Here is a 13,258-nt window from a genome sequence, read left to right as displayed (position 1 = left end):
TCGCCCTACCCGCCCGCGGCAGCCACCTTCACCGATTTCGGCAACAGCAGCACATAGCTCCCGCGGCTCTTCATGACGCCTGCCGCCTGTTCCGCCTGCGGGCCGTGCCCCCAGAAGACATCGCCGCGCACCGGACCGCGGATTGCACCGCCGGTATCCTGGGCGACCAACAGGCGGCGCAGCCGCTGCCTGCCATCCAGCGGATCCTCGGCATCCAACCAGACCGGCACGCCATAGGGCATGAACTTGGAGTCCACCGCCAGGCTACGGCCCGGCGTCAGCGCAACGCCCTGGGCACCGTTCGGGCCGTCGCCGGTCAGCGGCTGGAAGAAGACATAGGACGGGTTGACGTTCATCACCGCCGCCGCCTGATCGGGATTGGCCAGCAGCCAGGCGCGGATGGTCTGCAACGAGACCTCCTCCCGCTTCAGCGCGCCGCGGTCAATCAGCTCCTTGCCGATGGCGACGTATTTGTGGCCGTTCTGGCCGGCGTAGCCGACCCGCATCTCGCTACCTCCGGCGAGCCGGACCCGGCCCGATCCCTGGATTTGCAGGAAGAAGGCGGCGATGGGGTCCTTGACCCAGAGCAGTTCCAGCCCCTTGCCGGCAAGGGCGCCACCGACGATGGCGGCGCGATCCTCATAGGGTTTCAGACGCCCGTCGACCACGCGGCCGGCGGTGCGTTCGCCCTTCCAGCGCTCGGCGAACTCGCCGAGATCGACCATCACCAGATCGGGCGGCCGGCGGTAGAGCGGCACCGGGTAGGCCGGATCCGGCCGGCGGCTGCCCTCCAGCTCGGCTTCGTAATAGCCGGTGAACAGGCCCTCGCGCGTGCCGTTGTTGCCGGCGGCATAGGGGCTGAAATGCGTCTCGAAGAAGCTGCGGGCGGCGGCATCGTCACCCGGCGGCAGATCCGCCAGCCGGGCGCAGGGACTCTGCCAATCGGCGATCCGGCCAGCCATCCCGCCCGGCCCGACCGTCCGGTCGGCCGGCAGGGTCTTGAAGCGGGCACAGGACCGGGCGAGCGCCGGCACCGCCTGGGCGACCGGGTCGGCGGTCCAGCCCGGCAGGTCGGCGAAGGACAGCGGCGCCAGCGTCAGCGCGTCGGGGGGCGGTTTGGGCTCTTCCCGCGGGGCGCAGGCCGAAAACAGCAACGCCACCGCCCCAAGCAGGACGGTGGCGCCGAAGCCGGTACGGGGACGGCGGAGAGACCGCATTACTGGACCTGCCGCACCTCGGCCAGCGACCAGTTCGGATCGCGCGAGCGGGTGTTGCGGGCGAAGGTCCAGACATCGACATTCTCGACCAGCGCCTTGGGATCGCCGTCGATGACGGCGCCGTCGCGGTCGCGCACCACATTGACCTGATCGGTGACCAGACGGACGGTGACCAGTGCGGTATGGCTGGCGTCCAGCTTCGCTTCGACCACCTCGGCCTCGCGGACGAACTCGATGCGGGCCTCGTGCTGCTCGCCGGCGGCCTGCCGATCGCGGATGACGCGGGCGAAGCCGTCATAGACGTCGTCGGCCAGCAGCGGACGCAGCGTCGCGGTGTCGCCGCGGGCGAAGGCATCGACGATCATCGCGAAGGCGGCCTTGGCACCTTCCAGGAAATGCTTCTCGTCGAAGCTCGGGTCGGCGGCGCGGATCTGGTCGATCGAGGCGGCCAGCGACAGCGGTTCGTCCGACGCCGGTGCGGCATCGGGTCGCGGCCGGTTGCGCTCGGGCAACGGCACGACATTGTCGGGCTTCGCCGGCGGGGCCGCGGTGAAGGGGTTGGAACGCTGCCGCTCCTCCCCCGTCCGGCGGCCGAGGACGCTGCGCAGCCGATAAACGAGGAAGGCCGCGATCATCGCGAAGATCACGATCTCGATGAACACGAACCCGTCTCCCATCATCTGTTCCTTCTCGAACGAAATATCATCAACGATGCGCAGCGGTGTGGCCCTGGCGGCCGGATCCGGACTGGATCTGCGCCGGATCCTGGCCTGATTCGGGGAGATCCGGCACCGTCGGCGCCACCCATCCCCGCCCCACCCCTGGACCTTGCGGCCGGACGGCATTACGTGTTGCCTGCCCATCCGTCATCCGGACCAAAACCGAGGCCGAAACCACCGATTTTTTGGAGCCGCCGGCCTTTCGACCGGACGACCTATCCAAACTTAGATAGGGGCAGCGAGCCCGAAGAGCAAGGACACCATGAATCCCCTGCTGTTGATCCTCCTTCTGCCGATCCTGGAGATCGTCGGATTCATCCAGGTCGGCGACTGGCTCGGCGCCGGCCCGACCATCGGGCTGCTGGCGCTGTCGGTGGTGGTCGGCGTGCTGCTGGTCCGCCATCAGGGGTTGGCGTCGCTGACCCGGGCGCAGGCCGCCGCGGCGCGGGGCGAGGCACCGATCGGCACGGTGCTGGACGGCTTCTGTGCCGTGCTGGCCGGCATCCTGCTGATCATTCCCGGATTCCTCACCGATCTGCTGGGACTTGCCTTGCTGATCCGCCCGTTGCGCCGCGGCATCGGCCGCTGGCTGCTGCGCCGGCTGGGTGCCGGACTACCGGTGTTCACCGCCGGGCAGACCGGGTTCGGCAGCGGTGGGTTCGGCGGCGCGGCGCCCGGTGGGTTCGGTGCCGACGATCCCCGCCACGCCACCCGCAACACCGCCCCCAACACTGCCGGCGATCCCTTCCGCCCGCCCCCCAGTGTGATCGACGGCGATTATCGCGACGTGACCACGGAGGACGGACGGCGCGATGCCGGCGCCCCGACGAATGCCCCTGCCGATGCCCGTCCCGATACCGACCGCGACGCGCCCCGGCTGACCGATTCCCAATGGGGGAAGCCCCGCCCGGATGAGCGGCGCTGACCATCCGCCCGCCCGGCGGTTTCCGTTGGCAGGACGACCGATCCGTGATAGCCAGCCCGTTGGGCGAAGGCACAACCGTCGCGAACCAAACCTTGCCACCTCACATCCGGGTCGGCCCGCCGCCCTGCCCTGTCCCGGGCCGGGAGCGTGGGCCGGCGATTAGGAGTCCGTTATGTCCGATCAGATGAGCAACGGCGCCGAGCAGCAACAGGCGTCCTCGCTGCCGATGCATGTCCTCGCGCAGTATGTGAAGGACCTCTCGTTCGAGAACCCCAACGCCCCGCAGAGCCTGCTGCCCAACCAGCCGCAGCCGCAGGTGAACATCGGCGTCGACGTCCAGGGCCAGAAGGTCGGCGACGACATCTACGAGCTGACCCTGAACCTGCGCTGCGAAGCCCGCCAGGGCGAGGCCGTGGCCTTCCTGGTCGAGCTGGCCTATGGCGCGCTGTTCCAGTTCCCCGGCCTGCCGGAAGAGCATCACCGCCCGGTCCTGATGATCGAAGGCGCCCGGATGATCTTCCCGTTCGCCCGCGCCATCGTCTCCAGCGCGACCCGCGAAGGCGGCTTCCCGCCGCTGATGATCAACCCCATCGACTTCGCCGAGCTGTATCACCGCCAGTCGGCCCAGCCGGCCCAGGGCGAGCAGCAGCCCCCGTTCTGATCCGGACGGGGATCGGAAAAAGAAAAAGGGCGGGTGGCCGACAGGCCCCCGCCCTTTTTCATGCACGAATTCCCTGCCCGGAAGGCCCGGATCCGGCAGGATCCAGGCTTGCCCCGGGCCGGATCCGGCCCTACTGGTTCATGCTTTCAAAGAACTCGTTGTTCGACTTGGTGTGCTTCAGCTTGTCGACCAGGAAGTCGACCGCATCGGTCACGCCCATCGGCATCAGGATACGGCGCAGGATCCACATTTTCGACATGGTGCCCTTGTCGACCAGCAGCTCTTCCTTGCGGGTGCCCGACTTGGAGATGTCGATGGCCGGGAAGGTGCGCTTGTCGGAGAGCTTGCGGTCCAGCACGATTTCCGAGTTGCCGGTGCCCTTGAACTCTTCGAAGATCACCTCGTCCATGCGGCTGCCGGTGTCGATCAGCGCGGTGGCGATGATGGTGAGCGAACCGCCCTCCTCCACGTTGCGCGCGGCGCCGAAGAAGCGCTTGGGCCGCTGCAGCGCGTTGGCGTCGACACCGCCGGTCAGCACCTTGCCTGAGCTCGGCACCACGGTGTTGTAGGCGCGGGCCAGACGGGTGATGCTGTCCAGCAGGATCACGACGTCGCGCTTGTGCTCGACCAGCCGCTTGGCCTTCTCGATCACCATCTCGGCGACCTGGACATGGCGGGTCGCGGGCTCGTCGAAGGTGGAGCTGATGACCTCGCCGCGGACCGAGCGGGCCATGTCCGTCACTTCTTCCGGACGCTCGTCGATGAGGAGGACGATCAGGTAGGCTTCGGGATGGTTGGTGGCGACCGAGTGGGCGATGTTCTGCAGCATCACCGTCTTGCCGGTGCGCGGCGGCGCCACGATCAGCCCGCGCTGCCCCTTGCCCAGCGGCGCCACCAGGTCGACGATGCGGCCGGTCAGGTTCTTCTTGGTCGGATCCTCGACCTCCATCCGGATGCGTTCTTCCGGATAGAGCGGCGTCAGGTTGTCGAAGTTGATGCGGTGACGGACCTTGTCGGGCGAGTCGAAGTTGATCGTGTTGACCTTCAGCAGGGCAAAGTAGCGTTCACCCTCCTTGGGCGAGCGGATCTGCCCTTCCACCGTGTCGCCGGTGCGCAGGCCGAAGCGGCGCACCTGGCTCGGGCTGACATAGATGTCGTCGGGACCCGGCAGGTAATTGGACTCCGGCGAGCGCAGGAAGCCGAACCCGTCCTGCAGCACCTCCAGCACGCCGTCGCCGAAGATCGGAATGTCGTTCTCGGCCAGCTGCTTGAGGATCGCGAACATCATGTCCTGCTTGCGCAGCGTGCTCGCGTTCTCGATCTGCAGCTCCTCCGCGAACGCCAGCAGTTCGGCGGGGCTTTTGCACTTCAGCTCTTGGAGATGCATCGGATTGCCTGTGAAATCGTCATGCGGGGGAGTGGCCTTGGGGATGGGGGGTGCCTGGAATCCTGGCCGACAGCGGTTGGGGGCGGCGGAGGCCGCAACGCGGTCGCGTCGGGTGGGCAGCGGGTGGCGCTTGGACGATCGTGTCCCGAGGCGTCCGGAAAATGGTCGCACGGAAGCGGATCGCCAGCCACCAGGCCCGGCTCAAGAACAGAGCGTCGGATCGGCAGATGTGGGCGTGGGAGGCCACGGGGCGAAAACCCTGTGGTCCTGACATCGTTATCGGATCGGTACGGTCAAGTCAAACGAAAGCGGAACCCGCAAAGCCCGCGGATTCCGCTTTTTCGAGGCGTGGAAGGGCCCGGTCAGAAGGGCTTCACGATCACGAAGATCACGATGCCGATCATCAGCAGCGTCGGCACCTCGTTGGCGATGCGGTAGAAGCGCTGCGGCCGGCTGTTGCGGTCCTCGGCGAAGTCGCGGCGCCAGCGGGCCATCATCATGTGGCTGGCGGTCAGCAGCAGCACGAACAGCAGCTTGGCATGCAGCCAGCCCTGCTTCAGCCATTCCGGCGTCAGCACGATCATGGCGATGCCGAACACGTACGCCGCGATCATCGCCGGGTTCATGATGGCGCGCAGCAGGCGACGCTCCATCACCTTGAAGCGTTCGGAGGCGTCGGATCCGGCAGGCGCATCGCAATGGTAGACGAACAGCCGCGGCAGGTAGAGCAGCCCCGCCATCCAGGCGATGATGCTGATGACGTGCAGCGCCTTGATCCATTCATACAGCACCAGGCATGTCCCCTCTTTCGTTTCGGTTCAGCGCCGCGCCTGCGGGCAGCCGGAGAAGCCGGACGGGCAGATCCGGTCGCCGTTATGGGCGCAGATCGCCGCCTTGCCCGCGACGGTCTGCCGCACCAGCCGGGCCAGCCCGTCGATGAAGCCGGGATGCACCCCGACCGTCGGTACACGGGTGAAATGGGGAACCCCTGCCTCCTTGGCGAGGTGGCGGTATTCGATCTCGATCTCCACCAGCGTCTCGGAATGCTCCGACACGAACGCCATCGGCACCACCAGGATCGGCACGCCCTCCTGTCCGGCCCGGCGGATCTCGGCGTCGGTGCTGGGGCCGATCCATTCCATCGGGCCGACACGGCTCTGGTAGCAGTTGATCCAATCGAGATGGTCGATGTCCAGCGCCGCGGCGATCGATTCCGCCGTCCGCTCGCACTGCCACTGATAGGGGTCGCCGGAAGCCACCACCTTTTTCGGCAGCCCGTGGGCGGAGAACAGGACGCGCGGGGTACCATGGGCCTTGGCGGCCTCGTACAGCGGGCGGATCAGATCCGCCGTCGCGTCGATGAAGCCGGCCTGGGTCGGGTAGCAGCAGAGCAGCCGGGTCGGCGCCGTCAATCCGACGGTCTGCGCCGCCTCGGCCCACGCCTTGGCGCTGGAGGCCGTCGTGGTGGTGGAGAATTGCGGGTAGAGCGGCAGCAGCACGACCAGATCCGGGTCGTAGGCCTTCACCCGGGCAGCCGTCTCTGCGCTCATCGGGTGCCAGTAGCGCATGGCGACGAAGACCTTGGCGTCGGTCCCGCCGGCCGCCGGATCTGGTGCCGGATCCGCTACCGGATCTGGCGCCGACGATGTCTCCAGGGCCGCCTCCAGGGCTGCCGCCTGCGCCTCCGTGTTCTCCAGCAGCGGCGACTTGCCGCCGATCTGGGCATAGATCGCCGCCGCCGGCTTTGCCCGCCGTCCGCTGATCAGGCTGGCGATCAGGAAACGGAACGGGTTCGGCAGCCGGATGATGGCCGGATCGTTGAACAGGTTGAACAGGAAGGGCCGCACCGCTTCGGGCGCGTCGGGGCCGCCGAGGTTGAACAGCACGACGGCGACACGCCGCGGCCGGTCGGCGGTGGCGGCAGCGGCGGAAGGCTGGGGGGAGAGCTGGGTCATGGTGCCCGCTAAACTGGAGCGTCACCGCCCCGCTGTCCAGCCCCCGCCGTCGCTTTTCAGCCGCAGGCCGACATTGTGGGCAAAGCCGTCAGCCGCGGTTCGGCCATTCCAGCAGCAGCCGGCTCAGCTCGGCCACATGGTCGGGTGGCGTCGACTGGATGACGCCATGGCCCAGGTTGAACACGAAGGGCCGGTCGGCCAACGCCTCCAGGATGCCGCTGGCCGCATTGGCCAGGGCCTTGCCACCGGTGGCCAGCATGATCGGATCGAGGTTGCCCTGCACCGGCAGCCGGGGTTGCAGCGTCCGGGCCGCCCAGAGCGGCGAGACGGTGGTGTCGAGGCCGACGGCGTCCACCCCGGCGTCGGCGACGTAATCCTCATAGGCATGGCCGGCACCGCGCGGGAAGCCGATGATCGGCGTCTCCGGATGCTTCGCCTTGACCAGTGCGACGATCCGCCGCGTCGGCTCGATCACCCAGCGCCGGAACTCTCCGATCGGCAGCACGCCGGCCCAGCTGTCGAACAGTTGCACAGTCTCTGCCCCCGCCTCGATCTGGCGGCAGAGATACTCGGCGGTCACCTCGACGATCAGGTCGATCAGCCGGGCGAAGCCCGCCGGGTCGCCATAGGCCCAGCGCTTGACATGCGCATACTCCTTGGACCCGGCCCCTTCGACCATGTAGCAGGCGATGGTCCAGGGAGCCCCTGCAAAGCCGATCAGCGTCGTTTGCTCCGGAATCGCGGTGGAGAGCCGGCGCACCGTCTCATAGACCGGCGCCAGCGTCTCATGGAAGCGGTCGCGCGACAGACGCTTGAGGTCCTCGACATTGCGGACCGGATCCAGCTTCGGCCCCTCCCCTTCCAGATAGGCCAAGGGCTGGCCCAGCGCATGCGGCACCACCAGGATGTCTGAGAACAGGATCGCCGCATCCATGCCATAGCGGCGCAGCGGCTGCAGGGTCACCTCGACCGCGAAGTCGGGATTGTAGCAGAGGTCGAGGAAGCTGCCCGCCTTGGCCCGCAGTTCCCGGTACTCCGGCAGATAGCGTCCGGCCTGACGCATCAGCCAGAAGGGCGGACGTGACCGCACCTCTCCCGCCAAAGCGGCGAGCATCGGCTTGCGGGTCGGATTCTGGACGGCGGAGCTGGAAGCGGTCAAGACGATGCGTTCCCCTGAATGCGATTTCGAATCCCGCGATTCCAACCCTGTTCGGGTCCGGAATCGGGACAGGGTTTTATCCCCTCTTCTTCACTATATTTTTTAATGGGAGAAAGGAAGAGGAGGTAGTGGATGGCTGTGGATAACGGTGATCCCCATGGCGATCGAATCTATCCACAGATCCGGGGGCTTGTGTCGGCATGTGCGCGGATCTGTGGACGATTCGGAGCACTACCCCCGGAAACGGCGGAAATGCTATAGCTGGGCCGACGGGAGTCCCGTGGATAACAAGGCGGACGGGGCCGGATCTTCCCAGCTTCCGAAGCGGTCGGCGAAGTTGTTCTCCGCTTGGCCGTACCGGGGAGGAGGAGTCCCCCAGCCGGGATGAAACGCAGGCGGATCCGGTTGTCCACAGATCTGGGCCGGGTTCTCCACAGAATGTTGGGGACGGATGAAAGAGTTCCACCTACATCTCGTGTCCGATGCGACGGGCGAGACCATCAACAGCGTGGCGCGCGCCTGCGTCATCCAGTTCGACGACGTGCGGCCGATCGAACATTTCTGGAATCTGGTGCGGACCGACCGCCAGCTCGACCTCGTGCTGGAGGGGATCCGGGACAACCACGGGCTGGTGATGTTCACCCTGGTGGACGAGACGCTGCGCCGCCGGTTGCAGGATTTCTGCCGTGAGATGCAGGTGCCCTGCATCCCCGTGCTCGATCCGCTGATCAACGCGCTCGCCGCCTTCCTCGGCGTCGAATCCCAGCGCCAGCCCGGCCGCCAGCATGTGCTGGACGCCGAATATTTCAGCCGCATCGATGCGGTCGATTTCGCCCTGTCGCATGACGACGGGCAGTCGAACTGGGACCTGCACGAGGCCGACGTGGTGCTGATCGGCGTGTCGCGCAGTTCGAAGACGCCGACCTGCATCTATCTGGCCAACCGCGGCATCAAGGCGGCCAACATCCCGCTGGTGCCCGGCAGCCCGTTGCCGGCGGAGGTCGATCTGCTGACCCGGCCGCTGATCGTTGGGCTGACCAAGGACCCCGACCGGCTGGTGCAGATCCGCCGCAACCGGCTGAAGCTGCTGAATCAGGGCGAGGGCTCCAGCTATGCCGATCCCGAGCTGGTGCGGTCGGAGGTGCAGGAGGCGCGCCGCCTGTTCAGCCGGCGCGGCTGGCCGGTGATCGACGTCTCCCGCCGGTCCATCGAGGAGACGGCGGCCGAGATCATGATGCTGCTGGCCCGCCGTCAGAGCGGCAGCTTCAGCCCGGAAGGAAAGAAGACGTGAGCGCGGTGCCGACGCTCGTCCTGGCGTCCGGCTCGCGCACGCGGGCGGCGATGCTGGAGCAGGCCGGGCTGACCGCCATCCTCGACAAGCCGCTGGTCGACGAGGAGGAGGTCAAGGAGGCCGGACGGGTGGAGGGGGTGTCGGCCGACATCGTCGCCGAAGCCTTGGCCGAGCTGAAGGCCCAGCGCATCACCCGCCGTCATCCCGGCGCGCTGGTGATCGGGGCCGACCAGATGCTGGAATGCGAGGGCCGTTGGTTCGACAAGCCGGCCGGCCGGGACGCGGCGCGCGACCAGCTGCTGGCCCTGCGCGGCCGGACCCACCGGCTGGTCAGCTGTGCGGTGGTGGTGCGCGACGGCGAGCGGATCTGGCACAAGACCGACAGCGCCCGGCTGACGATGCGCAATTTCTCCGAAGCCTTCCTCGACGCGTATCTCGAGCGTGCCGGCGAGGGTGTGCTGCATTCGGTCGGCGCCTATCAGCTCGAAGGGCTGGGGGCGCAGCTGTTCCACCGGGTCGAGGGCGACTTCTTCACCATCCTCGGGCTGCCGCTGCTGCCGCTGCTCGGATTCCTTCGCGTGCATGGAGTCGGCAAGGAATGACGGCATTCCATTCTATCAGTGGCAAGGCGAAGGTCGCCGGGGTGATGGGCTGGCCGATCGGTCATTCGCGTTCGCCCCGGCTGCATGGCTGGTGGCTGCGTCACTATGGCATCGACGGCGCCTATGCCCCGCTGGCGGTGGCGCCGGAGCGGGCCGAACAGGCGATCCGCGCCCTGCCCGCGCTTGGATTGCGCGGCTGCAACGTCACGGTGCCGTTGAAGGAGATCGCCTTCCGCACCGTCGACCGGCTGGACGACACCGCCCGGCGCATGGGCGCGGTCAACACCATCGTCGTCGCCGAAGACGGGGCGCTGGAAGGCGGCAACACGGACGGTTTCGGTTTCATCGAGAATCTGCGGGCCGAGCGGCCGGACTGGACGGCGGATCTGGGACCGGCGGTGGTGATCGGTGCCGGCGGCGCCGCCCGTGCGGTGGTCGTCGCCCTGCTCGATGCCGGCGCGCCGGAGGTCCGGCTGGTCAACCGCACCCGCGCCCGTGCGGAGGAGCTGGCGGCGGATCTGGCTGCTGCCGGCCTGGCGGGACCGGTGACGGTGGTGGAGTGGGTTTCACGTGAAACAGCGCTTGACGGGGCGGCGCTGCTGGTCAACACGACGACCCAGGGCATGGCCGGACAGCCGGCGCTCGATCTGCCCCTGCGCGCCCTGCCGGTTACGGCACTGGTCAACGACATCGTCTATGTGCCGCTGGAGACCCCGCTGCTGGCCGAGGCGAGGCTGCGCGGCAATCCGGTGGCCGGCGGCATCGGCATGCTGCTGCATCAGGCGCGTCCCGGCTTCAAGGCCTGGTTCGGCGTCGAGCCCGAGGTGACGGCGGATCTGGCCCGTTTCGTCCTGGCCCGCTCCTTGTCGGAAGGCTGAGGCGGGGCATGATCGTGCTGGGCCTGACCGGCTCCATCGGCATGGGCAAGAGCACCGCCGCCCGCATGCTGAAGGCGATGGGCGCACCGGTCTGCGATTCCGACGCGGTGGTGCATGGGTTGCTCGACCGCGGCGGCCGCGCCGTCCCGGCCATCGGCGCGGCCTTCCCCGGGGTGGTGATCGACGGCGCGGTGAGCCGGCCGGCATTGGGTGCCGCGGTGTTCCGCGACCCGGGGGCGCTCAAGAGGCTGGAGGCGATCCTGCACCCGATGGTGCAGGCGGCGCAGCGCGATTTCCTGGCACGAGCCGCGCGGCGTGGTGCCCGGATCGCGGTGCTCGACATTCCGCTGCTGTTCGAAACCCATGGGGAGCGACGGGTCGATGCGACGCTCGTCGTCTCCGCTCCCTTCTCCGTCCAGCGCGCCCGCGTGCTCGCCCGTCCGGGCATGACGGCGGAGAAGTTCGCCGGCATCCTGGCCCGTCAGATGCCCGATGTGGAAAAACGTCGGCGTGCCGACTATGTCGTGCCCACCGGCGGCGGTCGGCTGGTGACGCGGCGGGCGCTCCAAGGCATTGTGCGCGACGTGGCACGGCGTAAGGGGCGGCGCAAAGGGCGTCATTGGCCGCCGCGCGGCTATCAACCGGGGCAAGCGGGACAGGTCCATCATGCGTGAAATCGTTCTCGACACCGAAACCACAGGCTTCAAGCCGGAGGAAGGCGACCGGCTGGTCGAGATCGGCTGTATCGAGCTGGTCAACCACATCGCCACTGGCGAACGCTTCCACGTCTATATCAACCCCGAGCGCGACATGCCGCCCGATGCCTTCGCCGTCCATGGGCTGAGCGCGGAGTTCCTGTCTGACAAGCCGCTGTTCAACGACGTCGCCGCCGATTTCGTCGCTTTCATCGGCGACGCGCCGCTGGTGATCCACAATGCCGCCTTCGACATGAAGTTCCTGAACTGGGAACTGAAGATCGCGGGCTACCCGACGATGCCGAAGGAGCGTGCCGTCGACACGCTGCTGATGGCCCGCCAGAAGTTTCCCGGCTCGCCCGCCACGCTGGACGCGCTGTGCAAACGCTTCGGCGTCGACAATTCCAACCGCACCCTGCATGGCGCGCTGCTCGACGCCCAGCTGCTGGCGGAAGTCTATCTGGAGCTGTTGGGCGGGCGGCAGACCGGCCTCGCCTTTGCCGGCGGCCCGACGGCGAAGGGCGGATCCGGCGGCCCGCTCCGCATCGACCGCCCCTTCCGCGAGGCCCGCGTCTTCGCCATCAGCGAGGAGGAGGTGGCCGCCCATGCGGAGATGCTGAAGAGAATGAAGAATCCGCTCTGGACGGTGGAGTAGCCAGCGTCCATTGCCCCTCCTTAACCCCCCTCCCTAACCCTCCCCCGCTCTCGGCCGGCCGAAGGCCGATCCGATTGCGGGAGAGGGCCGGGATGGGGGCATTCGTTAGCTGGCGGTCCTACGGCACGAGCACCGTCGACCCGGTGGTCGCGCGCGATTCCAGCGCCCGATGCGCATCGGCCGTGTCCTTCAGCGCAAAGCGCTGGTTGACGGTGAAGGTCACCCCGCCATTCCTCACCGCGTCGAACAGGTCCGCTGCCGAGGTCATCAAATCCTCGCGCTTGGCGGTGTAGGTCGCCAGCGTCGGCCGGGTGACATAGAGCGAGCCCTTCGCCGCGAGCAGCCCCAGATCCAGCGGTGCCGGCGCACCCGACGCGGCGCCGAACAGCACCATCAGGCCGCGCGGACGCAGGCAGTCCAGCCCGTCGAGGAAGGTCGTCCGGCCGACGCCGTCATAGACCACCGGCACGCCCTGCCCGTCCGTCAGATCCTTCACCCGGGTCACGAAGTTCTCGCGGGTGTAGTCGATGGTGTGATGGCAGCCGTGGGCCTGGGCCAGCTCGGCCTTTTCCGCCGACCCGACGGTGCCGATGACGGTGGCGCCGAGATGCCGTGCCCAGGAGCACAGCAGCAGCCCCACCCCGCCGGCCGCGGCCTGGACCAGGATGGTGTCGCCCGGCTGGACCGCGTAGGTGCTGCGTAGCAGATACTGGGCGGTCAGCCCCTGCAGCAGCGTGGCCGCCGTCGCCTGCTCGTCCAGCCAGCTCGGCAGCGGTACCAGCCGGTCGGCGGCGATCAGCCGGCTTTCGGCATAGGCGCCGATCGCCATGGCGTAGCCGACGTGGTCGCCGATCTTCAGCGTGGTGATGTCCGGCCCCAGCGCCTCGACCACGCCGGTCCCGGCCATGCCGATCACCGCCGGCAGGTTCGGCAGCCTGTAGGCGCCCGACCGGTGGTAGGTGTCGATGTAGTTCAGCCCGACGGCGGTCTGGCGGATGCGCACCTGGCCGGAGCCGGGCTCGCCGACCTCGATTTCGTCCCAGCGCAGAACCTCCGGCCCGCCGTGCTCATGGATGCGGATCGCGTGAACCATGATGGTGTCGTTTCCTTCTTG

At 68.0% G+C, this 13,258-nt stretch carries 14 protein-coding genes; 7 read left to right on the top strand and 7 right to left on the bottom strand.

From position 1 onward, the window contains the following. Positions 1-5: 5 nt before the first annotated feature. Together mltA and AL072_RS04590 are read right to left on the bottom strand one after the other, a co-directional pair. Positions 6-1,217 (bottom strand): murein transglycosylase A, encoded by a 1,212-nt coding sequence (mltA, locus tag AL072_RS04595; protein ID WP_045581325.1) that lies wholly within the window; start codon positions 1,215-1,217, stop codon positions 6-8. Continuing rightward, complete coding sequence (locus AL072_RS04590; RefSeq protein WP_045581326.1) at positions 1,217-1,894, bottom strand: Tim44/TimA family putative adaptor protein; 678 nt, start codon at positions 1,892-1,894, stop codon at positions 1,217-1,219. The genes mltA and AL072_RS04590 overlap by 1 nt, the downstream gene beginning before the upstream one ends. Positions 1,895-2,198: 304 nt before the next feature. Here AL072_RS04590 and AL072_RS04585 point away from each other — a divergent pair, with 304 nt between their 5' ends. Beyond that, positions 2,199-2,861 carry an FxsA family protein gene (locus AL072_RS04585; protein ID WP_045581327.1) on the top strand — a complete coding sequence of 221 codons (663 nt, stop codon included), beginning with the start codon at positions 2,199-2,201 and terminating at the stop codon, positions 2,859-2,861. Positions 2,862-3,033: 172 nt separating this feature from the next. Further along, positions 3,034-3,522, top strand: coding sequence for a protein-export chaperone SecB (secB, locus tag AL072_RS04580; RefSeq protein WP_045581328.1), 489 nt, complete (start codon positions 3,034-3,036; stop codon positions 3,520-3,522). A gap of 130 nt (positions 3,523-3,652) precedes the next feature. Here secB and rho read toward each other — a convergent pair whose 3' ends face one another. The 4 genes from rho to hemE all read right to left on the bottom strand — a co-directional run bounded on the left by rho (position 3,653) and on the right by hemE (position 7,978). Then, complete coding sequence (gene rho, locus AL072_RS04575) at positions 3,653-4,909, bottom strand: transcription termination factor Rho (protein ID WP_045581329.1); 1,257 nt, start codon at positions 4,907-4,909, stop codon at positions 3,653-3,655. Positions 4,910-5,271: 362 nt separating this feature from the next. Further along, the gene (hemJ, locus tag AL072_RS04570) at positions 5,272-5,700 is read right to left on the bottom strand and encodes a protoporphyrinogen oxidase HemJ (protein ID WP_082108856.1); all 429 of its coding nucleotides are present in this window, start codon (positions 5,698-5,700) and stop codon (positions 5,272-5,274) included. Positions 5,701-5,727: 27 nt separating this feature from the next. Beyond that, on the bottom strand, positions 5,728-6,864 hold the full coding sequence (gene hemH / locus AL072_RS04565) for a ferrochelatase (RefSeq protein ID WP_045581330.1): 1,137 nt from the start codon (positions 6,862-6,864) through the stop codon (positions 5,728-5,730). Between the two features lie 88 nt (positions 6,865-6,952). Beyond that, positions 6,953-7,978 (bottom strand): uroporphyrinogen decarboxylase, encoded by a 1,026-nt coding sequence (gene hemE / locus AL072_RS04560; RefSeq protein WP_045582497.1) that lies wholly within the window; start codon positions 7,976-7,978, stop codon positions 6,953-6,955. Between the two features lie 496 nt (positions 7,979-8,474). On the opposite strand from hemE, the gene AL072_RS04555 reads away from it, so the two are divergent. From AL072_RS04555 to dnaQ, 5 genes are read left to right on the top strand one after another with little or no spacing between them, the layout of a single operon-like run. Next, a complete protein-coding gene (locus tag AL072_RS04555) occupies positions 8,475-9,314 on the top strand; it encodes a pyruvate, water dikinase regulatory protein (protein ID WP_045581331.1) in 840 nt (279 codons plus the stop codon). Between the two features lie 50 nt (positions 9,315-9,364). Next, the gene (locus tag AL072_RS04550) at positions 9,365-9,916 is read left to right on the top strand and encodes a Maf family protein (RefSeq protein WP_425388584.1); all 552 of its coding nucleotides are present in this window, start codon (positions 9,365-9,367) and stop codon (positions 9,914-9,916) included. After that, complete coding sequence (locus AL072_RS04545) at positions 9,913-10,794, top strand: shikimate dehydrogenase (protein ID WP_045581333.1); 882 nt, start codon at positions 9,913-9,915, stop codon at positions 10,792-10,794. Before AL072_RS04550 ends, AL072_RS04545 begins: the two co-directional genes overlap by 4 nt. A gap of 8 nt (positions 10,795-10,802) precedes the next feature. After that, on the top strand, positions 10,803-11,468 hold the full coding sequence (gene coaE / locus AL072_RS04540; protein WP_045581334.1) for a dephospho-CoA kinase: 666 nt from the start codon (positions 10,803-10,805) through the stop codon (positions 11,466-11,468). Then, positions 11,461-12,144 carry a DNA polymerase III subunit epsilon gene (dnaQ, locus tag AL072_RS04535; RefSeq protein ID WP_045581335.1) on the top strand — a complete coding sequence of 228 codons (684 nt, stop codon included), beginning with the start codon at positions 11,461-11,463 and terminating at the stop codon, positions 12,142-12,144. The genes coaE and dnaQ overlap by 8 nt, the downstream gene beginning before the upstream one ends. A gap of 118 nt (positions 12,145-12,262) precedes the next feature. Here dnaQ and AL072_RS04530 read toward each other — a convergent pair whose 3' ends face one another. After that, positions 12,263-13,237: a quinone oxidoreductase family protein gene (locus AL072_RS04530; protein ID WP_045581336.1), complete on the bottom strand. Its 975-nt coding sequence runs from the start codon at positions 13,235-13,237 to the stop codon at positions 12,263-12,265. Between the last annotated feature and the right edge of the window lie 21 nt (positions 13,238-13,258).

Source organism: Azospirillum thiophilum (assembly GCF_001305595.1).
Taxonomy (GTDB): Bacteria; Pseudomonadota; Alphaproteobacteria; order Azospirillales; family Azospirillaceae; genus Azospirillum; species Azospirillum thiophilum.
The sequence above is the reverse complement of the archived record's forward strand: the minus strand, read 5'-3'. Positions and strand labels throughout refer to the sequence as shown.

Bases quoted from the DNA above. Each gene is read 5' to 3' on its own strand.
- mltA (WP_045581325.1), bottom strand. From the start codon at position 1,217: ATGCGGTCTCTCCGCCGTCCCCGTACCGGCTTCGGCGCCACCGTCCTG.
- AL072_RS04590 (WP_045581326.1), bottom strand. From the start codon at position 1,894: ATGGGAGACGGGTTCGTGTTCATCGAGATCGTGATCTTCGCGATGATC.
- AL072_RS04585 (WP_045581327.1), top strand. From the start codon at position 2,199: ATGAATCCCCTGCTGTTGATCCTCCTTCTGCCGATCCTGGAGATCGTC.
- secB (WP_045581328.1), top strand. From the start codon at position 3,034: ATGTCCGATCAGATGAGCAACGGCGCCGAGCAGCAACAGGCGTCCTCG.
- rho (WP_045581329.1), bottom strand. From the start codon at position 4,909: ATGCATCTCCAAGAGCTGAAGTGCAAAAGCCCCGCCGAACTGCTGGCG.
- hemH (WP_045581330.1), bottom strand. From the start codon at position 6,864: ATGACCCAGCTCTCCCCCCAGCCTTCCGCCGCTGCCGCCACCGCCGAC.
- hemE (WP_045582497.1), bottom strand. From the start codon at position 7,978: ATGCTCGCCGCTTTGGCGGGAGAGGTGCGGTCACGTCCGCCCTTCTGG.
- AL072_RS04555 (WP_045581331.1), top strand. From the start codon at position 8,475: ATGAAAGAGTTCCACCTACATCTCGTGTCCGATGCGACGGGCGAGACC.
- AL072_RS04550 (WP_425388584.1), top strand. From the start codon at position 9,365: ATGCTGGAGCAGGCCGGGCTGACCGCCATCCTCGACAAGCCGCTGGTC.
- AL072_RS04545 (WP_045581333.1), top strand. From the start codon at position 9,913: ATGACGGCATTCCATTCTATCAGTGGCAAGGCGAAGGTCGCCGGGGTG.
- coaE (WP_045581334.1), top strand. From the start codon at position 10,803: ATGATCGTGCTGGGCCTGACCGGCTCCATCGGCATGGGCAAGAGCACC.
- dnaQ (WP_045581335.1), top strand. From the start codon at position 11,461: ATGCGTGAAATCGTTCTCGACACCGAAACCACAGGCTTCAAGCCGGAG.
- AL072_RS04530 (WP_045581336.1), bottom strand. From the start codon at position 13,237: ATGGTTCACGCGATCCGCATCCATGAGCACGGCGGGCCGGAGGTTCTG.